At 71.9% G+C, this 26,731-nt stretch carries 24 protein-coding genes and 2 pseudogenes; 2 read left to right on the top strand and 24 right to left on the bottom strand.

Features of this window, described 5'->3' with window-relative positions:
* Nucleotides 1-6: 6 nt before the first annotated feature.
* The 13 genes and pseudogenes from ACFY3L_RS03845 to ACFY3L_RS03785 all read right to left on the bottom strand — a co-directional run bounded on the left by ACFY3L_RS03845 (nucleotide 7) and on the right by ACFY3L_RS03785 (nucleotide 14,534).
* The gene (locus ACFY3L_RS03845; RefSeq protein WP_389318417.1) at nucleotides 7-801 is read right to left on the bottom strand and encodes a polyprenol monophosphomannose synthase; all 795 of its coding nucleotides are present in this window, start codon (nucleotides 799-801) and stop codon (nucleotides 7-9) included.
* On the bottom strand, nucleotides 798-2,408 hold the full coding sequence (gene lnt, locus ACFY3L_RS03840) for an apolipoprotein N-acyltransferase (protein ID WP_389319144.1): 1,611 nt from the start codon (nucleotides 2,406-2,408) through the stop codon (nucleotides 798-800). The genes ACFY3L_RS03845 and lnt overlap by 4 nt, the downstream gene beginning before the upstream one ends.
* A gap of 730 nt (nucleotides 2,409-3,138) precedes the next feature.
* Complete coding sequence (locus tag ACFY3L_RS03835; RefSeq protein ID WP_389318415.1) at nucleotides 3,139-4,443, bottom strand: glutamate mutase L; 1,305 nt, start codon at nucleotides 4,441-4,443, stop codon at nucleotides 3,139-3,141.
* A gap of 24 nt (nucleotides 4,444-4,467) precedes the next feature.
* Complete coding sequence (locus ACFY3L_RS03830) at nucleotides 4,468-4,857, bottom strand: hotdog domain-containing protein (protein ID WP_389319143.1); 390 nt, start codon at nucleotides 4,855-4,857, stop codon at nucleotides 4,468-4,470.
* An 8-nt stretch (nucleotides 4,858-4,865) separates the two neighbouring features.
* Nucleotides 4,866-5,597: an OAM dimerization domain-containing protein gene (locus ACFY3L_RS03825; protein WP_389318413.1), complete on the bottom strand. Its 732-nt coding sequence runs from the start codon at nucleotides 5,595-5,597 to the stop codon at nucleotides 4,866-4,868.
* Nucleotides 5,594-7,183 carry a lysine 5,6-aminomutase subunit alpha gene (locus ACFY3L_RS03820; protein WP_389318411.1) on the bottom strand — a complete coding sequence of 530 codons (1,590 nt, stop codon included), beginning with the start codon at nucleotides 7,181-7,183 and terminating at the stop codon, nucleotides 5,594-5,596. The genes ACFY3L_RS03825 and ACFY3L_RS03820 overlap by 4 nt, the downstream gene beginning before the upstream one ends.
* A gap of 22 nt (nucleotides 7,184-7,205) precedes the next feature.
* The gene (locus ACFY3L_RS03815) at nucleotides 7,206-8,762 is read right to left on the bottom strand and encodes an amidohydrolase (RefSeq protein ID WP_389319141.1); all 1,557 of its coding nucleotides are present in this window, start codon (nucleotides 8,760-8,762) and stop codon (nucleotides 7,206-7,208) included.
* Nucleotides 8,759-9,310: pseudogene (locus tag ACFY3L_RS03810) on the bottom strand (hypothetical protein); the annotation flags it as partial. The gene ACFY3L_RS03815 and the pseudogene ACFY3L_RS03810, both read right to left, overlap by 4 nt.
* 497 nt (nucleotides 9,311-9,807) lie before the next feature.
* Nucleotides 9,808-10,348: pseudogene (locus ACFY3L_RS03805) on the bottom strand (zinc-binding alcohol dehydrogenase); the annotation flags it as partial.
* Between the two features lie 62 nt (nucleotides 10,349-10,410).
* Nucleotides 10,411-10,992 (bottom strand): ATP/GTP-binding protein, encoded by a 582-nt coding sequence (locus ACFY3L_RS03800; protein WP_389318409.1) that lies wholly within the window; start codon nucleotides 10,990-10,992, stop codon nucleotides 10,411-10,413.
* Nucleotides 10,973-11,359, bottom strand: coding sequence for a DUF742 domain-containing protein (locus ACFY3L_RS03795; protein ID WP_389319139.1), 387 nt, complete (start codon nucleotides 11,357-11,359; stop codon nucleotides 10,973-10,975). The genes ACFY3L_RS03800 and ACFY3L_RS03795 overlap by 20 nt, the downstream gene beginning before the upstream one ends.
* Nucleotides 11,360-11,616: 257 nt before the next feature.
* The gene (locus ACFY3L_RS03790) at nucleotides 11,617-12,027 is read right to left on the bottom strand and encodes a roadblock/LC7 domain-containing protein (protein ID WP_389318407.1); all 411 of its coding nucleotides are present in this window, start codon (nucleotides 12,025-12,027) and stop codon (nucleotides 11,617-11,619) included.
* Nucleotides 12,024-14,534 (bottom strand): nitrate- and nitrite sensing domain-containing protein, encoded by a 2,511-nt coding sequence (locus ACFY3L_RS03785; protein ID WP_389318405.1) that lies wholly within the window; start codon nucleotides 14,532-14,534, stop codon nucleotides 12,024-12,026. The genes ACFY3L_RS03790 and ACFY3L_RS03785 overlap by 4 nt, the downstream gene beginning before the upstream one ends.
* Nucleotides 14,535-14,678: 144 nt before the next feature.
* Here ACFY3L_RS03785 and ACFY3L_RS03780 point away from each other — a divergent pair, with 144 nt between their 5' ends.
* Together ACFY3L_RS03780 and ACFY3L_RS03775 are read left to right on the top strand one after the other, a co-directional pair.
* On the top strand, nucleotides 14,679-16,082 hold the full coding sequence (locus ACFY3L_RS03780) for a KamA family radical SAM protein (RefSeq protein ID WP_389319137.1): 1,404 nt from the start codon (nucleotides 14,679-14,681) through the stop codon (nucleotides 16,080-16,082).
* A complete protein-coding gene (locus tag ACFY3L_RS03775) occupies nucleotides 16,083-16,517 on the top strand; it encodes a hypothetical protein (protein WP_389318403.1) in 435 nt (144 codons plus the stop codon).
* 113 nt (nucleotides 16,518-16,630) lie between these two features.
* On the opposite strand, the gene ACFY3L_RS03770 is transcribed toward ACFY3L_RS03775, so the two are convergent.
* The 11 genes from ACFY3L_RS03770 to ACFY3L_RS03720 form a co-directional block, all read right to left on the bottom strand.
* Nucleotides 16,631-17,191, bottom strand: coding sequence for a hypothetical protein (locus ACFY3L_RS03770; protein WP_389318401.1), 561 nt, complete (start codon nucleotides 17,189-17,191; stop codon nucleotides 16,631-16,633).
* 33 nt (nucleotides 17,192-17,224) lie between these two features.
* A complete protein-coding gene (locus ACFY3L_RS03765) occupies nucleotides 17,225-17,908 on the bottom strand; it encodes a hypothetical protein (RefSeq protein WP_389318399.1) in 684 nt (227 codons plus the stop codon).
* Between the two features lie 73 nt (nucleotides 17,909-17,981).
* The gene (locus ACFY3L_RS03760; RefSeq protein WP_389318397.1) at nucleotides 17,982-18,710 is read right to left on the bottom strand and encodes an SDR family NAD(P)-dependent oxidoreductase; all 729 of its coding nucleotides are present in this window, start codon (nucleotides 18,708-18,710) and stop codon (nucleotides 17,982-17,984) included.
* A 69-nt stretch (nucleotides 18,711-18,779) separates the two neighbouring features.
* A complete protein-coding gene (locus ACFY3L_RS03755) occupies nucleotides 18,780-19,094 on the bottom strand; it encodes a VOC family protein (protein ID WP_389318395.1) in 315 nt (104 codons plus the stop codon).
* Entirely contained in the window at nucleotides 19,091-20,074 is a 984-nt protein-coding gene (locus ACFY3L_RS03750; RefSeq protein WP_389318393.1) for an LLM class flavin-dependent oxidoreductase, read from the bottom strand. The genes ACFY3L_RS03755 and ACFY3L_RS03750 overlap by 4 nt, the downstream gene beginning before the upstream one ends.
* The gene (locus ACFY3L_RS03745) at nucleotides 20,071-21,048 is read right to left on the bottom strand and encodes an enoyl-CoA hydratase/isomerase family protein (RefSeq protein WP_389318391.1); all 978 of its coding nucleotides are present in this window, start codon (nucleotides 21,046-21,048) and stop codon (nucleotides 20,071-20,073) included. Before ACFY3L_RS03745 ends, ACFY3L_RS03750 begins: the two co-directional genes overlap by 4 nt.
* A 10-nt stretch (nucleotides 21,049-21,058) precedes the next feature.
* On the bottom strand, nucleotides 21,059-22,048 hold the full coding sequence (locus ACFY3L_RS03740; RefSeq protein WP_389318389.1) for an LLM class flavin-dependent oxidoreductase: 990 nt from the start codon (nucleotides 22,046-22,048) through the stop codon (nucleotides 21,059-21,061).
* Nucleotides 22,045-23,577, bottom strand: coding sequence for a class I adenylate-forming enzyme family protein (locus ACFY3L_RS03735; RefSeq protein ID WP_389318387.1), 1,533 nt, complete (start codon nucleotides 23,575-23,577; stop codon nucleotides 22,045-22,047). Before ACFY3L_RS03735 ends, ACFY3L_RS03740 begins: the two co-directional genes overlap by 4 nt.
* Nucleotides 23,574-24,572: an LLM class flavin-dependent oxidoreductase gene (locus ACFY3L_RS03730; RefSeq protein WP_389318385.1), complete on the bottom strand. Its 999-nt coding sequence runs from the start codon at nucleotides 24,570-24,572 to the stop codon at nucleotides 23,574-23,576. The genes ACFY3L_RS03735 and ACFY3L_RS03730 overlap by 4 nt, the downstream gene beginning before the upstream one ends.
* Complete coding sequence (locus tag ACFY3L_RS03725) at nucleotides 24,569-25,663, bottom strand: LLM class flavin-dependent oxidoreductase (protein ID WP_389318383.1); 1,095 nt, start codon at nucleotides 25,661-25,663, stop codon at nucleotides 24,569-24,571. The genes ACFY3L_RS03730 and ACFY3L_RS03725 overlap by 4 nt, the downstream gene beginning before the upstream one ends.
* A gap of 84 nt (nucleotides 25,664-25,747) precedes the next feature.
* Nucleotides 25,748-26,728 (bottom strand): acyl-CoA dehydrogenase family protein, encoded by a 981-nt coding sequence (locus tag ACFY3L_RS03720; protein WP_389318381.1) that lies wholly within the window; start codon nucleotides 26,726-26,728, stop codon nucleotides 25,748-25,750.
* Nucleotides 26,729-26,731: the final 3 nt, after the last annotated feature.

Raw genomic sequence — 26,731 nt, 5'->3', positions numbered from 1 at the left:
CGCTCCTCAGCCGCCTTGCCGGGCGTCGGCGCGGGCGTCGCGGGGTCCGCCGCCGGCGACACCACGGCGCAGCGCCGCCCACCGGTGCGACGCCCCCCACACGGTCACCAGCCACAACGCTTCCCGGACGATGTTGGAGCTCATCTTCGAGTGCCCGCGTTGCCGTTCCGCGAACGTGATCGGGACCTCCTGCACCCGGAACCCGTTGCGGTAGGCGCGCCACGCGAGGTCGACCTGGAAGCAGTACCCCTGCGACGCGATCGACCCGATGTCGATCTTGTCGAGGACGGGGACGCGGTACGCACGGTACCCGCCGGTCGCGTCCCGCAACGGCATGCCGAGCGCCGTCCGCACGTACAGGTTCCCGCTGCGGGAGATCAGGTGCCGGTGCCACGGCCACCCGACCGTCTTGCCGCCCTTCACGTACCGGGACCCGAGGACCACGTCCGCGTCCCGCAACGCGTCCAGAAGCCTCGGCAGTTCCTCCGGGGCGTGGGACCCGTCGGCGTCCATCTCCACGACGGCGTCGTAGCCGTGGTCGGTCCCCCACGCGAACCCCGCCAGGTACGCCGCGCCGAGCCCCTGCTTCCCCGGCCGGTGCAGCACGTGCACACCCGGGTCGGCGCCGGCGAGCTCGTCGGCGATACGGCCGGTCCCGTCGGGGCTGTTGTCGTCGGCGATGAGCACGTCGACGCCGGGGGTGGCGGCACGGACCCGTTCCACGATCGGCCGGATGTTGTCGGCCTCGTTGTAGGTGGGGATGATGACGAGGACCCTACCGACCCCAGGGTATTCGTTCACGCGTCCTCCTCGGTCGGTGATGCCGGGTGCTGCCGGATGCGTCTGCGGACGGCGGCGGCGGCCACCAACGCCCCGATACCCAGCATCACGATCACATATTCGGGTCCGGCGCCGACCGTGGTCGCGACCGTCCGCCCCGACCCGAGGTGCAGCTCCCGCATGATCACGGCGCCGGCGTTGAACCGGGTCTCGTCGCTGGTCCCGCCGGACGGGTCCGCGAACGCGGAGATCCCGACGGTCGACGCCATCAACGCGTCCCGCCCGTGCTCCACCGCCCGCAACCGGACCATGGCGAGCTGCTGCCGGGCCTCGGCCTCGTCGAACGTCGCGTTGTTCGTCTGCACGGCGAGCAGCTGCGCACCGCCGGTGACGGTGTCGCGGACGAGCCCGTCGTAGGCGACCTCGAAGCAGATGACGTCACCGACGACGGCGGGCCCGACCCGCAGGACACCCGGCGTGTGACCGGGCGTCATGTCGGAGACCCGGTCGACCTCCTTGCTGACGATCCGGGCGATGTCCCGCAGCGGCATCGTCTCCGCGAACGGCACCGGATGCCGTTTCGTGTACCGGGCGGACACGCCACCCTGCCGCGGGTTCCCGGCCGCGTCGACGTCGGGTTCCCAGACGAGACCGGCGTTCTCGACACCGACGGCCGGGTCGGACAGGACCGCACCGACGAGGATCGGGACACCGACGGCGCGGGCGGCGGTCGCGATCGCTGCGGCCGCGTCAGCGTTGCGCAGCGGGTCGATGTCGGAGGAGTTCTCCGGCCACACGATCAGGTCCGGTCGCCGCGCCCCACCTTCGGTGACCTTCCGGCCGAGCTCGACGGTCGCCCGGACGTGGTTGTCCAGGACGGCGCGGCGCTGCTCGTTGAAGTCGAGGCCGAGCCGCGGCACGTTGCCCTGCACGACCGCCACGTACACGCCGGGTCCCGCCGCCCGGTGCACGGGCACGAGCAGCGCCGCCACGACGATCACCGCCGCGGCGACCGGCCCTGTGAACGGCCCGGTGAACGGTTTCACCCGCCGGAACCACCCGGGGGTGACAGTGGTGTCAGCGGCGCCGCGGGATGTACTGGCGTCGCGGATGAACGGCACAGCGAGGAGGGCACCGGTGAGCGCGACCACGAACGTGACGAGCGGCGCGCCGCCGAGGGACGCGAGCCGCAGCAGCGGCGACGTGTCCTGCGAGAACGCGAGCCGCCCCCACGGGAACCCGCCGAACGGTGCCCGGTCCCGCAACGCTTCCTGCGCAGTCCACAGCGCGGCGACGGCCGGCGCCCACACCCACGCCCGGGCCCGCAGCCCGCTGATCCACGCGGTCGCCGCGCCGAGCAGCCCGATGAACAGCGCCTGCAGCGTCGACAGCAGCAGCCACGGCACCATCCCCGTGTGCAGGTTCGTCCACGACAGCAGCGGCGTGAAGAACAACGCGCCGGTGAGGGTGCCGAGCCCGAACCCGGCCCGCAGCCGCCGCCCGTGCACGGCCGCGGCGGCGAGCGCGACGGCGACCGGCGCCGCCCACCACCACCCGTACGGAGGGAACGCGACGAGCATCACCGTTCCAGCGGCGGCGGCGAGGAGCGTCGCAACCCACAGCGGCATGCCGGTGACCGGTTGCTCCGGGCCGGCCGGGACGCGCGCGGCGGCCGCTTCGTCGGAACCGTCCGCTGCGCTGCTGGTGCTGACCAACGTCACCTGCGCCAACTCTCCTGGCCGTCGTCACCCGCGCCCGCAGCGGGTGCGCGGGCGTGCACGGCCGGTTCGGCCTGCGGCGCCAATTATGCGGCCACCTGGCCCGGGACACGGCATCGGAGCGGCCAGGGCGCCTGTGAATGTGCTGGGATGTGGCTGGACTGTGTCCGGACCGCAACCGAACCGGCCGTCACCACACCCTCGCGACCGTTACCGGTGACCGCCGACCCGGGCCGGCCGGGACGCCGTCGGCGCCGTACGGCGTTGTGCCGGGCTGTGCGGAGGGGCTGAATCGGGGCGCGACCGGAGTCGCGCCCCGCGCTCCCAGGCCCTTCGTCCGGCCGGTGGGCAGGTCGGGTCCAGCCGCGGCCTTCGTTCCGGCGCGGCACGGGCTGGCTGCCCGGGCCGTGTCGTTGTCTACTGGTCGCGTGACCCCCCTGCCCTGACACCGGTGGATGCCCGGCCCGCGGCCCCCGCCGACCCCCGCCCGCTGCATCAGGTGGCGTTCCCGCCGGTTGGCGGGAACGTCCGATCAGTGGGCGTTGGAGAGTAGCGAACCGTGGTCACCCGCGCCGAAGTAGGACGCAAAGACGTTACGCGGTGGCCCGGGGGGAATGTCAACCGTCGCACGCGATGTAATTCACCGCAGTCGGCGTGTCGGGTGCGTCGGGTCCGGTGTGTCGGTCGGCGTCCGGTGAAGTTCACCCGCCGTGGATGAAGGACCCCGGACCTGCGCTCCGTCACCCATAGTGAGGGACTGCCGGAGCAGCGCCGCGGCCGCCGCGGGGTGTTCACCAGCGAGAAGCCCGGCGGCGGCGAGGACGTACCGGTCGTCGACGCTCACCGTCGGGTGCCGCGGCAGCGCCCACCCACCGGCGTGGTCGCTCAGCAGCGGGCTCAGCGCCGCGACCGCCGCCGCCCGCGGCGCGTGCCGGAACACGCCACCGGACGCGACGACCGACACGACGTCACGCAGGTCCCGGCCGCTGCGCGCGTGCCGCCGCACCGCGATCACGGTCGCGGCGGCCGCGACGCCGAGCGGCCCGTCGCCGACGGTGACGTGTTCCCGGGCGGCGGCGGTGTGGACACCGTCGACGTTCCACCGCACCCCCAGGTCCCCTTCCACGGTCCGGGCCCGCCACAGTGTCCCGGCGACGGCGGCGCTGCCACCGTCGGGGACGAGCGCCGAGTACACGTCGGTCGTCGCGCCGCCGACGTCGACGACGAGGAGGTCCCCGGTGAGGGTGTCGGCGTGCAGCGACACCCCGGTCAGGACCGCGTCCGGGGTCGCCATCCGCACCAGCCGCCCGAACCGGGGCCCGCGGGACAGGTGCTTGCCGCCGATGACGTGCCGCAGGAACACGTCCCGGATCGCGGCGCGTGCCGGGCCGGGGTCGACGACACCGATGCGGGGCAGGACGTTCCCGGCGCCGACCGCCGGCACCCGCCGCGCCGTGAGCGTGTCGACGGCGAGGTCACGCACGTCGGCGTTCCCGGCGACGACGACCGGCACCCGCCACCTGGCGGCGGCGAGCCTGCGAACGTTGTGCAGCAGCACGTCACCGTCACCGCCGTCGGTGCCGCCGACGACCAGCACCACGTCCGGCGCCGCCGCCCGGACCGCCCGGATCCCGGCCGGGGTCTGCGGCCCGGCGGCGACGTGCACGACCCGCGCCCCCGCGGACAACGCGACCCGGTGCGCGGCGTCGGCGGACACGAGCTGCTCGTAGCCGATGACGGCGAGCCGCAGCCCGCCGCCGGCGGACGAGCAGCAGTACACGTCGTGCACCGGCCCGGCATCGGCGAGGAGCGCGTCGATGCCGTCGAGGACGTCACCGCGGGTGGTGGGGTGGGTGCCGGTCCGGACCAGGGTCCCGTCGGTCACGTCGACGACGGCGAGTTTCGTGTCCGTCGACCCCACGTCCAGGCACGCGACGAGCGTCATACCGACCTCACCATCGGGGCGTCCTCAGGGGCCGGGGACGACCACGGTGCCGGTCGCCGACACGGCGAGCAGCGGCGGGTCCACCACCACGGCCGCCGACGCGCCGGCTTCCGGGGTACCGCGGCAGACGACATGACACGTGAACTCCACGGTCCTCGACCGGGTCCCGACCCTGACGATCGTCGCGGTCACCTCCAGGACGTCCCCCGCCCGCACCGGCGCGTGGAACACGACACCGCTGTACCCGGCGAACAACCCTTCGTCGCTGTCGGTGCGGATGCACAGTTCCGTGGCCACGTCACCGAACAACGCGAGACTGTACGCGCCGTCGACGAGGTTCCCCGCGTAGTGCGCGTGCGAGTACGGCACATACCGGCGGTGCTGGACCGTCACCCCGACGGCCGCGCCCGTCACCGCGCCCGTCACCGGGCACCGACCGCGTGCACGAGGTACGACGCGACCTCCCGCGGCGTCGTGCCCCGGCCGAAGATCCGGTCGACGCCGAGGTCCGAGGTCTGCAGCTCGTCGAACCTGGGCCCACCGACCACCAGCAGCGGCCGCCGCGCCGCCGGGAACGCCTCCCGGAACGCCGCCGACATCTCCCGCGTGTTGTGCAGGTGCGCGTCACGTTGCGTGACGACCTGACTGACGAGGACCGCGTCGGCCTTCTCGACCCGCGCTTGCTCCACCAGCGCCGGCACCGCGACCTGCGCACCGAGGTTCACCACCCGGCACTCCCGGTAGTACTCGAGACCCTTCTCACCGGCGATCCCTTTCACGTTGAGGATGGCGTCGATCCCGACGGTGTGCGCGTCGCTGCCGATGCACGCGCCGACCACGACGAGTTTCCGGCGCAGCTTCGCCCGGATCCCGGCGTTGACCTCCTTCGCCGACAGCAGCGGGTAGTCCCGTTCGGCGACGACCACCTTGCCGGGTTCGACGAGATGGTTGACCCGCCCGTACACGACGAAGAACGTGTGCGCGTCACCGATCTGCTTCGCGTGCACCACCATCGCCGGGTCGATCCCCATCTTCCCCGCCAGCTGCAGCGCCGCCCCCTCACCCCGCTTGTCCGCGGTCAGCGGCAACGTGAAACTCACCTGCACCATCCCGTCGCCGGTCGTGTCACCGTACGGGCGGATCACCGCACTCATCGCACGCCCCCGTCCATGCCTCTGTCCAGGCCTCTGTCCAGGCCTCTGTCCAGCAGGTCGATCGCCGGGTTCCAGTACCCGGCGTCCCGGGCCGCGACCCCGTCGAGACCCTTCCCACGGTCGGCGGGCCGCCGCATGATCCCGAACGTGCCCGCACCGATCGCCTCCAGAAGCCCCTGCTCCCCGATCTGCCGCAGCAACGTCACCGCCTCGTCCAGCACGGTGCCGGCACGGCCACGGATGAACGCGCCCGGCGTGAAATCCTCGTGCAGGTTCCCGGCCGCGTTCAGCACATACTTCACGTTCTGCAACGCGATGTCCCGGTCCGACAGCCACGGCGTCACCACCGCCTCCGTCATCATCCCCACCAGCAGGATCCCCTGCCCGGTCAGCGCACCGGCAAGGTTGAAGAACCCGTCGAGGAGGTTCCCCCGGAACACGTCCCCGGTCATGTGTTTCGTCGGCGGCATCCACTTCAGCGGCGCGTCCGGGAACAGCTCCCGCGCCAGCAGCGCATGCGCGAGCTCCAACCGGAACGACTCCGGCACCTCCGGGTTGATCTCGAACGCGTGCCCGAGCCCCAGCTGCCAGTCCTCAAGCCCCGCCTCATGCGCGAAGTACTCGTTGAGCAGCTGCGACACCGTGACCGTGTGCGCGGCGTCGACCGCGTCGGCGGTGGTGAGATAGTTGTCCTCACCGGTGTTGATGATGATCCCGGCGCGGGCGTGGATCTGCCGGGAGAACCGCTGGTCCACGAACGTCCGGATCGGGTTGATGTCCCGGAACAGGATCCCGTACATCGAGTCGTTCAGCATCATGTCGAGCCGTTCGAGACCGGCGAGCGCCGCGATCTCCGGCATGCACAGCCCCGACGCGTAGTTCGTCAACCTGACGTACCGCCCGACCTGCTTCGACGTGTCGTCCAGCGCCGCCCGCATCAGCCGGAAGTTCTCCTGCGTCGCGTACGTCCCGGCGAACCCTTCCCGGGTCGCGCCCTCCGGCACGTAGTCCAGCAGCGACTGCCCCGTCGACCGGATCACCGCGATCACGTCCGCGCCGGCCCGGGCCGCCGCCTGCGCCTGCGGGATGTCCTCGTAGATGTCGCCGGTCGCGACGATCAGGTAGATCCACGGCCGCTGCCGCGGGTCCCCATGCCGCCTGACCAGCCGCTCCCGCTCCGCCCGCCGCCGGTCGATGCGCGCCAGCCCGGCCTTCACCGCTTTCACCGCGGCCCGTTTCGCCACCGTACCGGCAGGCCCGCCGCGGAACGTGACGCTGCCGGCCGCCGCCTTCTGCGCCAGCAGCGTCAGGTCCTGGTGCCCGTCCTCGGTCAGCGCCTGGAACACCGGCCCGGTCACCCCACCGCCGAGACCGACCTGGTCCCGGACGACGTCGACGAGCCGGTTCACCCACGGGATCCCGTCCGGGTCCGCGCCCGTGATCCCCGCCAGCCGCAGCGTGGCCCGTTCGACGGACACGGTCGTGTGGCTGCGCGCCAGGTCCACCACCGGCCGGCCCGCCGCGGCAGCCAGCCGGCGCGCCGTCTTCACCGTCCGCTGGTCGAGTCTCAGTTTCCCGCTGCTCATCGCCGCTCCCGCCAGTCACTGTTCATCGCGGCTCCTGCCGGTGATGGATCGGCCGGCCCCGCAGCACCGTCACCCGCGCCTGCGGGTTCGTGTCGGTGTGCAGGACCTCACCGATGTCGTCGGTCGTGTCCCACACCGCGAACGTCGCCGACCACCCGGGGTTGAGGACCCCTTCGTCGTCGACACCGACGGCCCGCCACCCGCCGCGGGTGTGCGCCGCGAACGCGGCCTTCGCCCCGATCCGCTGCACCGGGTTGTGGTGCCGCATCGCCGCCCGGCACGACCCCCACGGGTCCAGGTCCGTCACCGGCGAGTCCGACCCGAACGCCAGCAGCACCCCCACCCCGGCGAGCGCACCGATCGGGTTCGACGCCAGCGACCTCGCCTTCCCGAGCCGCTGCGCGTACATGCCGCGCTCACCACCCCACAGCCGGTCGAACGCCGGCTGGACACTCGCCACGATCCCGAAGTCCACCAGCCGCGCGATCGCCTGCTTGTCCAGAAGCTCCACGTGCTCGATCCGGTGCCGGCCGTCCCGGATCCGCTCCACCCCGACCTGCTTCGCCGCACCCGCGAACCCGTCCAGGACGGTCGTGATCGCCTGGTCGCCGATGGCGTGGAACCCGGCCTGCACCCCGTGCCGCACACAGTCCACGACATGCTCCGTCACCTGCTCCACCGTCAGGTACCCGTGCCCGTGCTCATCCACCCGCTGCCCGTGCTCGTCCCGCCCGTCCAGGTACGCGCTGCTCAGATGCGCCGTGCGGGCGCCGAGCGCACCGTCGGCGTACAGGTCACCGGCGGCACCGACCGCACCCAGCTGCTTCGCCTTCGCCGCCGCGTTCGGCTCACCCCACAGCCCGTACACCTCCGGCAGCCACTGCCCGTGCGACATCGCGGCGACGAAGTCGTCCTCCCCGGACGTGCCGGGCCCGCCGCACTCGTGCACCGACGCGATCCCCAGCGACGCCGCACGGCCCAGCGCCGCACGCTGCGCGTCCACGATCTGCGCCCGGCTCACCGACCCGTACGCGGCCTCCCGGACGAGGTGGTGGGCGTCGCGGCGCAGCCACCCGGAACTGTCGTACCCCGCTGCTACCTTCACGGCGTCGGTGAGCAGCTTCGACGAGACGAGGGCAGCGTGCACACACGTCCTGGACAGGTAGACGGCACGGCCGCCACCGGCCCGGTCGAGCTCGGCGGCGGCCGGCGTCGACTGGTCCGCCCACCCTGACTCGTCCCACCCGTGCCCGATCACGATCGCATCCGGTGGGAGGGTCGCGGCGTGCGCGGCGACCGCGTCGAGGACCTGCTGCCGGGACCTCGTCCCGGCGAGGTTCAGGCCACGCAGCGTGAGCCCGGTCGCGGTGGTGTGCACGTGCGCGTCGACGAACGCCGGGGTGACGAGCGCACCGTCGAGGTCCACGACCCGGTCCACCCTGCCCGCGGCGCGGGTCGGGGCGTCCGCGTCGGGGCCGAGCCAGGCGATCGTGTCACCGTCGACGAGCAACGCGGTCGCGGACGGGTCTGCGGGGGTGTGGACGCGGCCGCCACGGAAGAGGGTTCGCATGTGGCTCAGTCTGCCAACCCGGGCGGCGCTTCGGACCGCAGCCGCGCCTGGAACAGGCCGCGGACACCACTGTCGGACCGCAGCAGCCGCAGCGCGTAGTCGGCGTGTCCCGGGACGTAGCCGTTGCCGATGAGCATTGTCACGTCCGCGGCCAGGCCTTCCGCGCCGAGCGCCGCCGCGGGGAAGGACGTCGCCATGGAGAAGAACACGACGGTGCCGCCGGCGGCGGTGGCGAGGACCGCGGCGTGCTCACACCCGGGCACGTCGACGCAGACGACGGTGACGTCCGCCGCCCCACCGGTGCTGTCGAGGGCCGCGGCGAGCCCGACGGCGTCGCGGGCGTCGGCGATGACGACGGCGTCGGCGAGGCCGGTGCCGGCGAGCCGGTCCCGTTCCGCCGCGTCCCGGACCACCCCGACGGTCCGGACCAGCGCTGCCGGTTGTCCGCCGCCGCTGGTGTACGTGCTGCCGCCGGCCTCCGCCGGGTCGTGACCGCCCGCCGGGGGATGCGCGCCGGCGCCGGTCACCACGACGGCGGCGCCGGGGGTCGCCACGCCGCCGGCGCCGGAGGTCGTGGCCGCGACGCCGTCGGGGGGCGTGCCCGTTGCCGCCTCGTTGACGGCGCCGGGGGGCGTGGCGGTGACTGCGGTTCCGGTCGCCGCGTCATTGACCGTGCCGGTGCTGACGGTGCCGGTGGTGGCGATCGGGCCGGTGGCGGACGCGGTGGCGGCGATCGCGCTCGTGGCGGCTGGCGGGCCGGCGGTGGGCGCGGTGGCGATGGGGGCGGTCTGCCCGGTCGTGTTCGTGGCGCCGGTGGGGGTCGGGGTGGTGGCGGTGAGCCGCTGGGTGAAGGTGCGGGCGGCGTCGTGGGCGGCGGCGAGGGACAGGGAGCCGCTCTTGCCGGCGGCGCCGAGCACCGCGACCGTCAACGGCCGCCCGGCGGGAGATCCGGCGGGAGATCCGGCGACGGTCGCGGTGGGGGACGTGGTGACGGACCCGGTGGGGGACGCGGTGACGGACCCGGTGGGGGACGTGGCGCGGGCGTGCAGGGCCTGGGTGACGACGCGGGCGACGAGGGCGGGGGCGCCGCACACGTCGAGGACCGCGAGGGACAGCTGCGGGTCCAGGTCGGCCGGCAGGACGGCGGCGATCGAGCGCGCGAACAGGATGGCGTGGCCGTCGCAGGGGACCTGCTCCGACAGGCCGTCCCAGCGGGCGAGGTCGTCGGCGATGTGCAGCGGCGTCAGGGTCAGCGACACGAGCGTCGCGACCCGGTCACCCTCACGCAGCCCGAGCGGTGAGGCGGGGCCGGCGGCTTCGACGGTGCCGATGAGCATGCCGCCGGAGCCGGTGACCGGGTTGTGCATCTTGCCGCGGCTGCGGACGATGTCGAGGACAGCGGCGCGGACCTTGCCGCCGTCGCCGCCGTGCTCGGAGCGCAGCTGGTGAAACGAGGCGGCGTCGAGGTTGAGCCGTTCGACGCGGATGCGGACCTCGTCGGCGCCGATGACCGGGTCCGGGTCGAGACGGTCAGCGGCCTGCGGCAGCACCCCGGCCGGTGCCAGGACCCGGTGCAACCCGATAGGCGAAGTCATTTCCCGCACTGCCACAAGTTAGCCGAAGATTTTCCGGCGCACCAGCCGCAGCGCGGGAAGAACTACCGTGATCGGGTGGTGGACATGGCCAAGACATGCTCGACCAGACCGATCAGGACCGCCTTGCTCGACTCCCGGTCCCGCGCGTCACACAACAGCAACGGCACATGCCCGTCCAGATCGAGCGCCTCCCGCACCTCCGCCTCCGTGTACGACGACGCGTCCTCGAAACAGTTCACCGCCACCACGAACGGCGTTCCCCGCCGCTCGAAGTAGTCGATCGACGGGAAGCAGTCCGCCAACCGGCGCGTGTCCGCGAGCACCACCGCACCCAACGCACCCAGCGCCAGCTCGTCCCACAGGAACCAGAACCGGTCCTGCCCGGGCGTACCGAACAGGTACAGCACCACATCCTGCCCGATCGTGATCCGCCCGAAGTCCATCGCGACCGTCGTCGTCGACTTGCGTTCCACCCCGGTCAGGTCATCCGTGCCGACCCCGGCCGCCGTCAGCGACTCCTCCGTCTGCAACGGCCGGATCTCGCTCACCGCACCCACCAGGGTCGTCTTCCCAGCCCCGAACCCACCCGCGACCAGAATCTTGATCGCCGTCGGGACCGGCCGGCTAGAGCGCCCGGAGTCCATTGATCACCGCCTTGAGGATGCTCTCGCTCGGCAGCTCGCCCGCCGCCGGAGGGTCGTACATCTCGATCAGGCCCTGACCCAGCAGGTCACCCAGCAGCACCCGCACCACACCCAACGCCAGGTCCAGGTGCGACGCCAGCTCCGCCACCGCGAGCGGATCCCGCGCATACGCGAGGATCGCCCGGTGCTCCGGCTGCAGCCCGTACCCGGCGTCGGCGAGCGCCGCACGGTTCGCCACCACCATCGCGACCACGTCGAACGACCCCGACACCGGCGTCACCCGGCCACCCGTCATCGCATACGGACGGACCACCGGACCCGCATCCCGGTCCACCCACGTGTGATCCGTCCACGGCTCCGCCGACAGGTCACCACGCCGCGGCTCCGGCCACATGTGCTCCCCCGACCCGCCACCGTCCGCACCCTGCACACCCTGCGCGCTCTGTGCGCTCTGTGCGCTCCAGGTCGCCCGGTACTGGTCGGCGCGCTGCTGCTCCGCCCACTGCTGCTCGACCCACAGCTGCTCGGCACCACCTGGCACCTCCCGACCAGAGTCACGACCAGAATCACGTCCGGGGTCGCCGCGGTCCGGCTGGCCGGCCGCATGCCGGCCCGGCGACGTCGTCATCCGCCGGCCGCCGGACGCACCGACGTCGACAGGTTCTGCCCCACCCGCTGCACCAGCATCGCCATCTCGTACGCGATCAGACCGATGTCCGCGTCCGCCTCCGCGAGGACCGCCAGGCACGCACCCCGACCCGCCGCCGTCACGAACAGGAACGCCGACTCCATCTCGATGATCGTCTGCCGGACCGGGCCACCACCGAAATGCCGCCCCGCACCCCGCGCCAGGCTCTGAAACCCCGCCGCGACCGCCGACAGATGCTCCGCGTCCTCCTGCGACAGGCCCTTCGACGCACCCATCATCAACCCGTCCACCGACAGCACCACCGACCGCTGCACCGACGGCACCCGATCCACCAGGTCGTCAAGAAGCCAGTTCAGTCCGCTGTTGCCGCCCTGCGCCGCCGTCATCCCGCCACCCCGTCACGACCCGTGCTGCTCTGGTCATCGCTGTCACCATCACCGGCGCTCGCGTGCCGGCCCCGCGCCGTCCCCGCCTGGAACGACGACATCATCCGCCGCAACTGCTCCGGCGACCGGCCCACCTGCGGCACCTCCACCTCGTCGACACCACCGGCCGCCGAATCCTGCTGCAACTGCGGCGCCAAGCTCTGCTGCCGCACCCGCTTCGGCAACCCCCGCGGACCCACCGGCGCACCATCACCCGCCGCAGCACCCGCAGCGTCACCACCGGAGGTACCAGCACCGCCGGACGCACCGGCCGACGACCGCGAACCAGACACCGTCGAATGCGCACCGTCCCGCCCAGCCGACCGCTGCCGCGGCAGCGGCCCCGGACCAGACCGCCGCCCACCCGGTACACCACCCGCAGCCACCTGCTCGTTGTGCACCACCGACAGCGCCGGCCGCTGCCCGATCGACGACGCCGGCAGCACCTGCGTGTGCTCCGCGACCTCACCGGCACCGTCCTGCGGCAGCCACGAGAACGGCTCCCGCGCCACAACCCGCATCTCATGCGTGCTCGACAGATCCGCCGGCGCACCCGCCGGCAACGGCGACGCCCCCTTCGACGGCTGCGCCACCACCAGATCCGTCGGCAGCAACGCCACCGCCGTCACCCCACCGAACGGCGAGGACCGCAGCACCACCCGCACCCCGTGCCGCGCCGCCAGCTGCGCCACCACGAACAACCCGAGCCGGGCACTGTTCGCCGGGTCGAACTCCGGCGGCTCCACCAGACGCCGGTTCGCCTCCGCGATCGCCTCCACCGACATCCCCAGCCCACGGTCCTCGATCTCGATCACGAAACCGTTCGGGACCAGCTGACCCGTCACGTTCACCCGCGTGTGCGGCGGCGAGTACGCCGTCGCGTTCTCGATCAGCTCAGCGAGCAGATGGATGATGTCACCGACCGCCCGGCCGACCACCGCACCCTCACCGATCTGCTGCACCTGCACCCGCGCGTAGTCCTCGACCTCCGACACCGCACCACGCACCACGTCGATCACCGACACCGGATTCCGCCAACCCCGGCCGGGCGCCGCACCCGCCAGGATCACCAGGTCCTCCGCATGCCGCCGCATCCGCGTCGCCAGATGATCCACCCGGAACAGGTCCGCCAGGTCATCCGGCTCCGACGTACGCCGCTCCATCCCGTCCAGCAGCGACAACTGCCGGTGCAGCAGCGTCTGCGACCTGCGGGCGATGTTCAGGAACACCTCGTTCATGCCCTGACGCACCGACGACTCCTCCACCGCCGACGCCACCGCCGTGCGCTGCACCGAGTTGAACGCCTCACCCACCTGACCGATCTCATCCGTGCCCAGCCGCAACGGCGGCGCCTCCGCCGCCACGTCCACCTGCACACCCCGCCGCAGCCGCGACACCACCGACGGCAGCCGCTCGTCCGCCAGCTCCAGCGCCGCGACCCGCAGCCCGTCCAGACGCCGGGCCAGCGACCGGCCGATCCGCACCGACAGCAGCAGCGACAACACCACCGCGAGCAGACCCAGCACACCCGCGATCCCGAGCCGCCAGAAGATCGCGTCAGCCGCGTCCTGCGCCGCCTGCACGTTGTGCCGCTGCACCTGCGCCCGGAAGTTCTTCAGCTCCACGTTCACCGGATCGAACGCCGACCGCCACGCCTGCAGGTCGATCCCCGCCGACTCCGCCGACCCCGGCGCCGTCCCCAGCAGCTGATTCTCCAGAGAAGTCAGCTTCGACATCGCCTGACCACCGGAGATCGCACCGAACCGCTGCTGCGTCTCCTCCGCCAGCAGCGTCACACCGTACGGCAGGATCAGCCGCTTCTGACCGATCAACGCCACCAGCTCCGTGTGCGCCTGCGCCGTGTACACGCCGCTCACCGCCGCCTCCGTGACCAGCGCGTCCTCCTGCGAGAACAGGTCACGGGACAGGCCGAGCACGAACACACCCGTCGCCTCCTCCGTCACCTCGGACGACTGGTGGTTCGTCACCGACTCCGGGATGCCGTACGTGCCGGTGATGATCTGCGAGTACGCCTGCCGCACCTGACTCGACTGCCCGGAGCCGTCCGCGAGCTGCCGCAGCGCCGCCAGGCCGTCCACGGCCTTCACCGACGTCGCGATCGCCGCCATCGTCTCGTCGCTCGCCACCGCCAGGAAGTCCTTGTCGGAGCTCAGGTCACGGAACTCCTGGACCTCCACGTCCGTCTTCGCCCGCTGCTCCCGCAGCGCCGCGCTGTTCTTCCGGCCACCGGCGACGTACACCGTCGTCAGCTGCCGCTCGACCTGCAGCTCCTCGACCATCGCCTCGGCCGGCTCGGTGACCTTGTCACTGACCAGCTTCGAGTTCCGCAGGTCGAGCGCCGGCTGCAGGGTGAAACTCACCGCGAACAACCAGATCGCGACGAGCATGACGATCGGGATCGCCAGCATCGCCGTGATCTTCGCGCGGATGGACCAACGGTTCGTCATCAAGGACCTCGGGTGCGGTTCGGTTGCGGACCGCCACCGTAGGCGGGTTCCGGCGTGACCGACCGTCGTGTCCGCGGGTCCGGTTTTCCGACCAGCCGGATGACAGACAGAAGATCCTCCCGCCCAGACTCGAAGAACCGGAGAATCTTCGCTACTGTGACAGTTCTAACGCAGGATTTCTGGAGGTGTGTCGTGCAGCCGTACGCGTATCAACGCCACGAGCTCATCGAGCCGGACTGGCGACGCCTCCCCGGCTGGCGAGACGTCACCCGCGAAGAATGGGAATCCGCCCAATGGCAGCGGGCCCACTGCGTCAAGAACATCAACCAGCTCCGCACCGTCTACGGCGACCTCATCACCGCCGACTTCTACGACGACCTCGCCCTCGACCAGGCCACCCACGCCACCATGTCGATGCTCGTCCCACCCCAAATGATCAACACCATGGTCCCCACCGGCGAGATCACCGACAAGACACTGCGCGCCGACCCCGTCCGCCGCTACATGCTCCCCGTCGCCTCCGACCGGCTCACCGACTTCCCCTCACACCCCCACGCCACCCGCGACTCCCTCCACGAACACGACATGTGGGTCGCCGAAGGCCTCACCCACCGCTACCCAACCAAAGTCCTCGCCGAACTGCTGTCCACCTGCCCCCAGTACTGCGGCCACTGCACCCGCATGGACCTCGTCGGCAACAACACCCCCACCGTCGCCAAACTCCGGCTGACGCTGAAGCCCGTCGACCGCTACGACGCCATGATCAACTACCTGAAAGGCCAACCCGGCGTCCGCGACGTCGTCGTCTCAGGCGGCGACGTCGCCAACGTCCCCTGGCCCCAGCTCGAAACCTTCCTCATGCGACTGCTCAACATCGACACCATCCGCGACATCCGCCTCGCCACCAAAGCCCTCGCCGGACTCCCCCAGCACTGGCTGCAACCCACCGTCGTCGAAGGCCTCGAACGCGTCGCCCGCACCGCCGCCCGCCGCGGCGTCAACCTCGCCATCCACACCCACGTCAACCACGCCCAATCCCTCACCCCACTCGTCGCCCGCGCCGCCCACACCGCCCTCGAGGTCGGCGTCCGCGACGTCCGCAACCAGGGCGTCCTCATGCGCGGCGTCAACGCCACCGCCGCCGACCTGCTCGACCTCTGCTTCGCCCTCCAAGGCGAAGCCGGCATCCTGCCCTACTACTTCTACATGTGCGACATGATCCCCAACGCCGAACACTGGCGCGTCGCCGTCTGGCAGGCCCAGCAGCTCCAGCACGACATCATGGGCTACCTCCCCGGCTACGCCACCCCCCGCATCGTCTGCGACGTCCCCTTCGTCGGCAAACGCTGGGTCCACATGGTCACCGAATACGACCGCGAACGCGGCATCACCTACTGGACCAAGAACTACCGCACCAGCATCGAGGACTCCTCCATGGACCTCGACCGCACCTACCCGTACTACGACCCCATCGACACCCTCCCCGCCTCCGGCATCGCCAAATGGCGTGCCGAAGCACAACTCCCCCTCGTCGCCTACGCTGGGTGAGTGCGCCGTAACATCTTGCGCCTGCTCGGGGTGAGCCTCGCCGGAGCTGCCGTCATCCTGTACATCAACTCGATCGACGGCGGCTCCGGCGACACCGCACCCGACCCCGCCGGCCGCCTCCAATGCGCATCCGGCACCCAGATCGCCGCCGCCCACGCGACCGCCAGCCCCACCAGCCGCGAAACCCGCACCCCCGAACAGCTCGCGACCGCCTGGGCCACCGCCCGCTCCAAGACCCTCCTCGCCGGCCTCCACACGGTGTACGAGCAGCCCGACCGCATCGACATCGCCTTCGACGCCAAGGCCCACACCGTCGCCGTGCTCACGTTCCGGTCCCACGAACCCCTCGGCTGGCACCTCGAAGCGGTCGTCGCCTGCCAGTCCCCGATCACCCAACGCTCCGGCCCGTCGACGGCGCCGAGCAGCGGTCCCTGAGCAAGCAAAAACGGAAGTCTGCCGCGCAGCGGCAAGTCTTTGTTCTGACGTGGCGGTAGCCACGTCGTCTAAGGCATCCTAGGACGCTAGGATTGGAGTGCTGTCGGCGCCGCTCAGAACGGGCACTCGTCGGCCGGACCATCCGGAGCCGGCAGGGGCGGTCTGAGCACCCGGCGTTGCAGCACCGTCTCGGCATCCTTCACCCGGCCGAGGTCGAGCAGGTAGCCGGCCAGCGCTCGCCGGTGCCAGCCGGGGTCACGGCGCTCGAGGAGATCGACCGCCTCCTCGAGACGGCCGGCATCGGCGAGCAGGTGGGCGATGTGCCCTGCCGCCTGGTCGGTGTCGCCCGCGGGATGTGCCCGGGCCAGTTCGAGCGCTTCGTCGAGGCGGCCACAGCCGGCCATCAGCTCCAGCCGGATCCTGAAGTACCCCCACCAGGCGTCGCCGATGGCGTCCAGGAAGGCCAGGCCGTCCTCGGCGCGCTCCTGGGCCGCGTAGTGGGTGCACAGCAGGTCGACGGTCCACTCGTCCCGGCACGCGGAAGCCAGCTCCCGCAGCACCTCCGTCGCCTCCTCGGGACGGCCGTGCCGCACCAGCAGCCTGGCAAGTTTCGGCGCACCGTGAAACCAGCGGATCTCCGGAGCGTCGCGGTACACGGCGATCGCGCCCTCCACGTCACCGCGCTCCTCCAGCAGCTCCGCCAGCCGCTACGCATCCTGCCCGTCATGGTCGGTCGCCACGAGGGTCCGCAGCTCCTCGACCCTGTCGTGCCGTGCCAGCAGCCCCGCGAGCGCGAAGCGGTTGTGCGCCGACAGGATCGCGACCGCCTCCTCCACCCGGCCCTGCCGCTCCCGGACTCCGGCCAACAGGACGACCACCGCCGGACGGTGCTCCCACCGGACGGCACCCGCCTCGATGCGGGCCGTCAGCAGCGCCGCGGCCTCCTCGTCCCGGCCCGCTGCCGCGGCGGCCTCGACCAGCACGGCCGCCAGGAGCCCGTCGGCGACGTGCGGGACGAGCATCGCGAACGCCTCGCCGGCCCTCCCGCGCCGGAGCAGCAGGCCGGCGTGGAAGTGCAGCGCGTGCCGGTCCCCGGCCACCACGAACGGCAGGACCAGGTCGATCGCCTCCCCGACCCGGCCCTGACCCTCCAGCAGCTCCGCCATCGCCATCGCCGCTGTCCACCAGCCCGTCGCCACGAACGGGGCGAGCAGCGCCGCCGCCTGCTCCGGCCGCCTGCGGGCCAGCTCCAGCGCGCAGAACCACTCCCCACGACCCGCCTGCAGCTCCACCTCGCCGGAATGGCCGAGCTCGATCAGGCGCGTGACCACGTCAGGCGGGACGCAGCCGGTCTGCGTGCGGGTGCGGTAGTCCAGATCCTCGGCGTCCACGGCGGTCACCCTATGACGGAGTGCTCACCGCGTACGGCTTCCTAGGATGCAGGTTGGACGGCGCCGCGGCGGGTCAGCGGGGGGCCATCCGCAGGGCGCCGTCCAGGCGGATGACCTCGCCGTTCAGGTAGTCGTTGGCGACGATCGACAGCGCGAGCGCGGCGTACTCGGCCGGGGTGCCGAGGCGGCCCGGAAAGGGAACCCCGGCGGCGAGGCCAGCGCGGTACTCCTCCGACACGGTCTCCAGCATCGGGGTGAACATGATCCCCGGGGCGATCGTCATGACCCGGATGCCGTGCTGGGCGAGGTCGCGGGCGGCGGGCAGGGTGAGACCGACGATGCCGCCCTTCGAGGACGAATACGCCGCCTGTCCGATCTGGCCCTCGTACGCCGCGACCGACGCCGTGTTCACGATGACACCCCGCTGGCCGTGCGCGTCGGGGGCCGTCGCCGCGATCCGCTCGGCGGCGAGCGCCATGACGTTGAACGTGCCCACCAGGTTGACCTGCACGACCTTGGCGTACATGGCGAGGTCGTGCACGCCGCCGCGGCCGAGGATCCGGGCCGACGGGGCGATCCCGGCACAGTTGACGACGACCCGCAGCGGTTCGGGTCCGGCCGCCGCGACCGCGACCGCCTCCCGGACCGCGTCCGGGTCCGTCACGTCGACCTGGATCCCGTCGAAGTCGGTCAGGTCGAAGCCGTGCACGGTCGCTCCCGCCGCGGTGAGCGCGGCGGCGGTGGCCGCGCCGAGGCCGGACGCGGCCCCGGTGACGATGGCGGCGGTGTTGGTGAGATCCACCCTGGCTCCTGTCGTTACTTCAGATGTCGATGGTCCACAGGCATGGGTGCCCGCCCCACGGCGGTCTGGTCATGCCAGCTTCTGGTACAGCACGACCGGGTTGCCGCCCGGGTCCGTGACCAGCACGCGCCGCTCGTGCGGGCCGGTCACCACCTCGTCGCCGGAGTAGCCGAGCGCGGCGAGGTCGTCGACCTGGATGCTCAGCACGGTCCGGCCGGGCACCGGCTGCTGCGAGGCGTCGGCGAGGCCGATGGTGACCGTGCCGTCGGTGATCGCGGCGTACCGGTCGCCGTCGCGGAACCGGGTCGTCAGCCCGAGCGCGGTGTAGAAGGCCAGCTGCGCGTCGAGCGCGTCGGCGGGGACGATGACGTGACCGATCTTCATGGGCGGAACCTCGGCATGACCTCGCGGGCGAAGCGTTCGACGATCTCGATCGAGCGGGCGATCGGCAGGCCGAGCCACTGGGCCCGGAACACGAAGTGGTTGAAGCCGGCGTCGGCGAAGTCCCGCACCTTCGCGGCGATGTCGTCGGGCGAGCCGAAGAACAGCGCCTTCTCCTTGATGCCCTCCCACTGGGTCTCGAAGTAGTCCATGCCGTACTGGACGTACTCGCCGTAGGAGCGGCGCACGGCCGTGCCGGCGAGGTCGTAGGCGGCATCGAAGGAGTCCGCCACGCACAGGTCCCGGTGGATCGGGAAGACCGCGCCTTCCTCGGAGAATCCCGAAGCGAGACGCTGCGCACGGTAGTCGGCGAGGTTGCCGACGGCCCAGTTGCGGCGCACGTTGGACGGGGCGAGCCACGGCAGGCCCTGTTTCGCGATCCGGGCGATGCCGATCGGGCCGTTGGCGCCGACCCACACCGGCGGGTGCGGCCGCTGCACCGGCAGGACGCTGCACCGCACCCCGTCGAGCTGGAAGTGCTGCCCCTTGTGGGTGACGGGCTCGCCGGTCCACAGCTGCCGCATCACGTCGAGCGCCTCGTTCATCCGGGACACCCGGGTGCGGCGTTCGATGCCGAACGAGGCGAACTCGTCATCGCGGTAGCCGGAGCCGATGCCGAGGACGAACCGGCCGCCGGACATCTGGTCGATGGTGGCGATCTCCTCGGCCCAGTGCACGGGGTGCCCGAGCGGCAGGATGAGGATGCCGGTGCCGAGCTGCATCGTCCCGGAGTGGTCGATCAGGCGGGACAGCAGCGGCAGCGGCTGCGGCGTCGACAGCGACGACAGGTAGTGGTGGATGCCGAAGACCGAGTCGTAGCCGAGATCTCGGACGTGCTGGACGTACTCGACGATCTCGCCGGTCCGGCGGTGCAGGTCGTCGCCGGGCTCGTACTGGTGGTCCAGCAGGATGCCGAACTTCACGCGGGGTCCTCTTGCGAACGGGACTCGCTGAGCCGGAAGTACGGCGCGACCATCCGGTCCCGGTCCTCGAGGGCCTGCCGGATGCCCTTCTCGCGGCGCTCCTTGAGGAAGTTCCAGTCGCCTTCGTCGAAGCTGACGTTGGTGGCCCAGCCGTGCCCGACCCAGCCGGTCATCGCGCCGAGGCCCTTGCCGCGGGCCTCCATGACGACCTGCATCATCGACTTGCCCATCATCAGCGAGTCCAGGGGCATCACGGCGATCGCGTCGGCGTAGTCGTCGGTCCAGCGCTGCAGGTCCTCCAGCGGCACGACCTTCGTGACGAGGCCCTTGCGCTCGCCCTCCTCGGCGCCGATGGCGCGCATGGTGAGCATGACGTCCTTCATCGTCGTCAGGCCGACCTTCTCGATCCAGTGGTACATGTCCTGCGGGGCCGGGCCGAGGTAGCGGAACGCCGGGTGGGTGAAGCGGGCGTTGGGGGCGGCGATGACGATGTCGGCCGACAGCGCGATCTGGAAGTGCCCGCCGTAGCAGTACCCCTGCACCTGGCAGATCGTGGCCTTCAGCGACTCGATGATGGGCCGGGTGAAGCCGGAGCTGAGCACGTTGCGGTCGGGCAGGATGCGCTGCCGCTGCGCCGGGCGGCGCCGCGAGGCCTTGTCGGTGCCGGACCTGTAGCCGATGTAGTGGCCGAGTTCGGCGGCGTCGGCGCCGGTGCCGAAGTGCTCGCCCTCGCCCTTGAACACGATCACCTTGACCCGGTCGTCGGCCTCGGCCTCCCGGACCAGGTCGCCGACCCGTTCGAACGCCGCGACCGGGATCGCGTTGAGCCGGTCCGGACGGTCGAAGGTGATGGTGGCGACGGCACGCGCCTCGTCGACGTCGTAGCGGACGTACTTGGCGAGGACCTCCGGGTCGACCTCCATGTTCTCGACGTCCCACTGGTTTTCCAGGAGCTCGGCTTCGGTCTTCTTCACGGCGGATTCCTTAATGACGGAAGGCGGGGAACACTTCGGAGGCGAACAGTCGCAGGGAGGCACGGACCTGGTCGGTGGGCATGCCGAGCCAGCCGGGCCGGAAGATGAGATGGTCGAAGCCCAGGTCGCGCAGCGCGCTGATGCGTTCGATGAGGAACTCGGGCGAGCCGAGCAGCAGGGTGTTGCGGACCAGCTCGTCGAAGCGGTCGCGCTGCCAGCGCAGCGCCGGGTACTCCGCGTAGGTGGAGTACTCGACCCGGGCGTGTGGCAGCGCCTCCTCGACGGCCCGTTCGGTGGTCGGTGCGCAGTACAGCTCGACGCCGACGGGCCGGGAGATCCGGGACGTGTCGCGGCCGTACTCGGCGAGGGCGTCGTTGTAGACGGCGAGGTGCTCGGGCAGGAACCGGCGGCTCGGCGAGTTGCCGGGCGCGTACCAGCCGTCGCCGAGCCGGGCGGCCCGCCGCACCGCCTTCTTGCCGCCGGCGCCGATCCAGATCGGCGGCCCGCCCGGGGTCAGTGGCCGCACGCCGATGGTGGCGCCGGTCTGCGGGTAGAACTCGCCGTCGGTGGTGACCGGCTCCCCGCTCCACAGCGCCCGGATGAGCCGCAGGCTCTCGTCGAGGCGGCGGAAGCGGGTCTCGGGGTCGATGCCGAACGCGGCGAACTCGTTCTCGCGGTAGCCGGCGCCGACGCCGAGGACGACCCGGCCGCCGGACAGGTGGTCGAGGGTGGCGAACTCCTCGGCGATGTGCACCGGGTGGAACATCGGCAGCAGCAGGATGCCGGTGCCGATGAGCATGTTCCCGGAGCGCGGGATGAGGCTCGCCGTCATCGAGATCGGCTGCGGGGTGTTGAGGTTGGACTGGAAGTGGTTGATCGTCCAGACCGAGTCGTAGCCGAGCTCGGCGGCCAGTTCGACGGTGCCGAACAGGTCACTGAGGTGCTTGCCGAGGTCGTCGCCGTGCGGGTACTGGTGCGACGCCATGATCCCGAACTTCATCGGTGCCCCTCTCCGCCGGCCCGGCTGATCTTGCCTGTGCTGCTGCGTTCCAGGACCGGCACGAACTCGATCCGCCGCGGCGTCTTGAAGTGCGCGAGCCGGTCCCGGGCGAACGCGACGATCCGGTCGGCGAGCTCGCCGTCGGTGACGGTGTCGTCGGCGGCGCGCACGACGAGCGCCACCGGGATCTCCCCGAGCCGGTCGTCGGGCCGGCCGAGCACCCGCACGTCGTGGACGAGCGGGTGCTCCCGCAGTTCGTCCTCGATCTCCTCGGGCCACACCTGGAACCCGCCACACTTGATCATGTCCCGCTTGCGTCCGACGAGGAACAGCACTCCGTCGGCGTCGACGTATCCCATGTCGCCGGTGTGCACCCAGCCGTCCTGGACCAGTTCGCGGGACGCCTCGGCGTCGTCGACGTAGCCCTTGGTCAGCTCGGACCGCACGACCACCTCACCCTCGGCGCCGGTCGGCAGGGCCGTGCCGTCCCCGTCGCGGATCTCCAGCTCCACGCCGGGGTAGACCCGGCCGGCGGAGCCGGGCTTCCACCGGCCGGCCTTCATGTCCCGGCCGGTCCAGCCGGCGATGTGACCGGCCTCGGTCGAGCCGTAGTTGACCAGGATCGGCACGTGGTAGCGCTCCTCGAAGGCGCGCCGGACCGGCCACGAGATCGCCTGCCCGGCCACCAGGACGGACTTGACCCCGGCGAAGGGCAGGTCCCGGTCCGAGTGCACGATGTCGAAGACCATGGTGGGCAGGAAGAAGAAGTTGTCGAACGCGAAGCGGTCCATCAGCTCGGCGAGCCGGTCGACGCCGAAGCGCTCCCAGACCACCGCGGGCCGGCCGACGAAGAACGCGAAGAGCAGCGAGTGCTGGCCCCCACTGTGGAACAACGGCAGGGCGATCAGGTTCGCCTTGGCGTCGGCGGCGGCGGTACCTTCGGCGTCGCTGCCGGTGGAGACCCGGGCGAGGCGTTCCAGGGAGGCGCGGGTGCCGCCGTGGGTGACGCTGACGGACTTCGGCCGGCCGGTGGTGCCGCCGGTGGACAGGATGCACGCCTCGGCGTCGTCGGCGACGTCCACGGCGGGCACGCTGACCTGCTGCCGCCAGGGCAGCTCCGGCACCCCGGCGAGCGCTGCGCCGGTGGCCCGGACGTCGGTGTCCAGGCCACCGGCGAGCAGCTCCGCGACGACGTCCGGACGCCGGTCGTCGACGAGAAGCAGCCGTGGAGCGGTCTTGGCCAGGGATTCGGCGACCTCGGCGGCGTTGTACAGGCTGCTGATCGTGACCGGGACGGCGCCTATCTTCCAGGCGCCGAAGAGGAAGAAGACGATCTCGGGGCCGTTGGTGAGGTAGCAGGCGACCCGGTCGCCCGCGCCGACGCCTTCGGCGCGCAGGGCTTCGGCGACGCCCCCGGCGAGCCCGTCGACCTCTTCGAACGTCCAGGACCGGCCGTCGTCGCCGTGCAGGGCGGGCACCCGCGGCCGGTCGGCGGCACGGTGCTCCAGGATCCGGGCAAGGCTGCTCATGGGGTCACCTCGGCGGGGGTGGTGACCCGCGGGATGACCTCGGCGCCGAAGCGGGCGAGCTGCTCCATGGCCTCGTCCTGGCCGGCGCCGACGAACTGGTGGCGCAGCGACACCTCGGTGATGCCGAGCTCGGTCTCCCAGCGGCGCAGCTTCGCCACGATCTCGTCCGCGGACCCGACCAGGCAGTCCTCCGCGAGGTACCGGTCCACGTCGATGGCCTGGGCGTCGTCCCACGACTTGTAGCCGGCGTACTGGCGCTGCAGGTGCGGCCGGACGGCGGCGGCGGCCGACGCGTAGGTGTCGCCGACGCACGCCTCACGGCTCATCGGGTATTCCCGGTCGGGGCTGTGGCCGTGTTCGGCGAGGACGTCGCGGTAGACGCCGAGCAGCCGGGCGAGCTCGGTGTCGTCGCCCTTCGGGCCGATCAGCCACGGGGCGTCGAGGCGGGCGGCGCGGCGCACGGCGGCCTCGGCGAACGCGCCGATCCACAGCGGCGGCCCGCCGGGCTGCACGGGCCGCAGCGCCAGGGAGGCGGCGGGGACCTCGCCCCAGCTGCCGTGCGCGTCGAGGGTGGCGCCGCTCCACAGGGCCCGCAGCAGCGGGACGTAGTCGCTGAGCCGGCGCAGCCGGTCGTCCCACGCGACACCGAAGGCGGCGGTCTCGCGTTTGCGGTAGCCGGCGCCGAGGCCGACGGTGAGCCGGCCGTGGGACAGCACGTCCAGCGATGCGAGGTCCTCGGCGAGCGCGATCGGGTTGAGCAGCGGGGCGAGCAGCACGCCGAAGCCGATCCGGACCCGGGTGGTGGCGCGGGCGAGATAGCCGGCGAGCGGGACCGGCTGGACGAACGCGGACTTGGCCAGGTAGTGGTGGCCGAGGTAGACGGCGTGGAACCCGGCGGCCTCGGCGGCGGCCGCCTGGGCGAGCACGTCGTCGATGCCCTCGGCGGCGGAGACCGAGGGGTCGAACTGGGCGCTCAGGAAGCAGCTGATCCTCACCCGACGACCGCCGCGGCCTTGTCCTGGGACGGGGTCTGGTGCTGGGCCTGGGCACGGAAGTGCGGGATCACCTTGGCGGCGAACTCCTCCATGGAGCGCAGCGCGGCCGCGCGGTCCAGCGTCGGGATCCGCAGCCAGCCGATGTAGTGGTTGATCCCGAGCTGCTCGCGGAGCTTCTCGATGGTGTCGATGACCTGCTGCGCGGAGCCGAAGTTGCCGCCGTGGGTCAGCGTCTGCTCCAGGGTCAGCAGTTCGATGTTCTTGGCGACGGCCGCGTAGTAGGAGCGCTCCTTCTCGATCGCCTCCTCCGAGCCCGGGATGACCTTGCCGACCGACTTGTAGTACTGCATCGCGGCGTGCGCGGCCTGGCGCAGCCCCGCTTCGCCGTCGCCGCACCAGACCTGCTGCATGAACGGCAGGTCGTAGGTGGAGATGTCGAAGCCATTGTCGCGCATGGCCTGCTGGTACAGGCTGAAGTTCTTCTGCATGATGCCGAGCGGCGTGAAGTTGGGCGAGGTGATGATCGACTCGCCGACGGCGCCGCGCTCGCGGAAGCTGTCCGGCGAGACGGTGCCCTGCAGGATCGGTGGCCCGCCCGGGGTGAACGGCCGCGGGTAGGTCGTGATGTTGTCGTAGTGGAAGATCTCGCCGTGGTAGGAGAAGTTCTCCTGTGACAGGGCGAGCCGCAGGATCTCCAGGGTCTCCTGGTAGCGCTGCTTCGACTCCTCCAGTGGCACGCCGAACCCGGCGAACTCCGACGGCTGGTAGCCGCGGCCGACGCCGATCGACACCCGGCCGCCGCTGAGCACGTCGAGGGCGGCGATGTCCTCGGCGAGGCGCAGCGGGTGGTGCAGCGGCAGGACGAGCACGGCGGTGCCGATGGTGATGCGCTTGGTCCGCTCCGCGACGGCCATGCCGAAGTTGATCGGGCTGCCGAGGATGCCGTACTTGGAGAAGTGATGCTCCGCCAGCCAGATCGAGTCGAAGCCGAGCTCGTCGGCCAGCTGGATCTCGTCGAGCGTCTCCCGCAGCACCTGGTGGTCCGATGTGCCTTCGTTCACCGGGAACAGGTTCATGATGCCGAACTTCACGATCTCTCCTCGTTTATTCCGACCAGCCGGTATGTTACGGGCACCGCGCTGGTGTTCGCAAGATGACGCAGGCCAGTGCCTGTTTCAGGGCCGCGCCTGACGCGCCGCCACCCGCAGGGCGCCGACCTGGCGGCGGTGCCAGGCGCCGGAGCCGAGCAGCGCGTCGAGCACGAGCGCGCGGCGCAGGAACAGGTGCGGGTCGGCCTCCATGGTGATGCCCATGCCGCCGTGCACCTGGATGCAGCGTTCGGCGGCGAAGACCGCGGCCCGGCCCGCCGCGGCCTTGGCGGCGTGCACCTGCAGCTCCGCATCGGGCCGGCCGTTGTCGACCGCCCACCCGGCGTACAGCGTCAGGTCCCAGGCGGCCTTGCGGACCGTGGCGGCCTCGGCGAGCTGGAACGCGACCCCCTGGTAGGAGCCGATGACCCGGCCGAACTGCTCGCGGGTGCGGGCCTGCTCGGCGGCGAGGTCGATGGCGCCCTGCGCGACGCCGCACAGCTCGGCGGCGACGACCAGGGTGGCCCGCCACGGCCCGGTGCCGGGCGGGGCGACCTTCGCCGGTTCGGCGAGGGTGACGTCGGCCAGCGGCACCGACGGGTCGACGGACTGCCGGGCGACGACCCCCTCGACCGGGGCGATCCCGACCCGGCCCGGCAGCAGGACCGCGAGGCCGTCGGCCTGGGCCGCGTACCGCACGAGACCGGCCCCGGCCCCGCTCGCGTCCACCGCCGGCGTGAGCACCCGCTCCCCCGCGAGGACGTCCTCTGGAAGTGGGCCGCCGCCGCTGAGCAGCTGCACCGCGGCGGCGTGCGCCGGGAACCGGCTCGGCACCAGGTGCTCGCCGAGGACCTCGACGGCGACGAGCAGGTCGATGAGGTCCGAGCCGATGCCACCGGCCTGCTCCGGCACTCCGAGCAGGCCGAAGTCGCGCAGCAGCGGGCCGTCGCACGCCGGGGCCTGCCAGCCGCCGTCGAGGGCGGCCCTGGCGGTGACCCGCTCCCCCTCCGCGAGAGACCGGACGGTCTTGGCGATCTCCAGTTGCTCCTGGGTGAATGTCGCGCGCATGCC

The organism is Dactylosporangium sp. NPDC000521, from assembly GCF_042898305.1.
Taxonomy (GTDB): Bacteria; Actinomycetota; Actinomycetes; order Mycobacteriales; family Micromonosporaceae; genus Dactylosporangium.
Note: the sequence above shows the minus strand (reverse complement) of the source record. Positions and strands in the feature narration are given on the sequence as shown.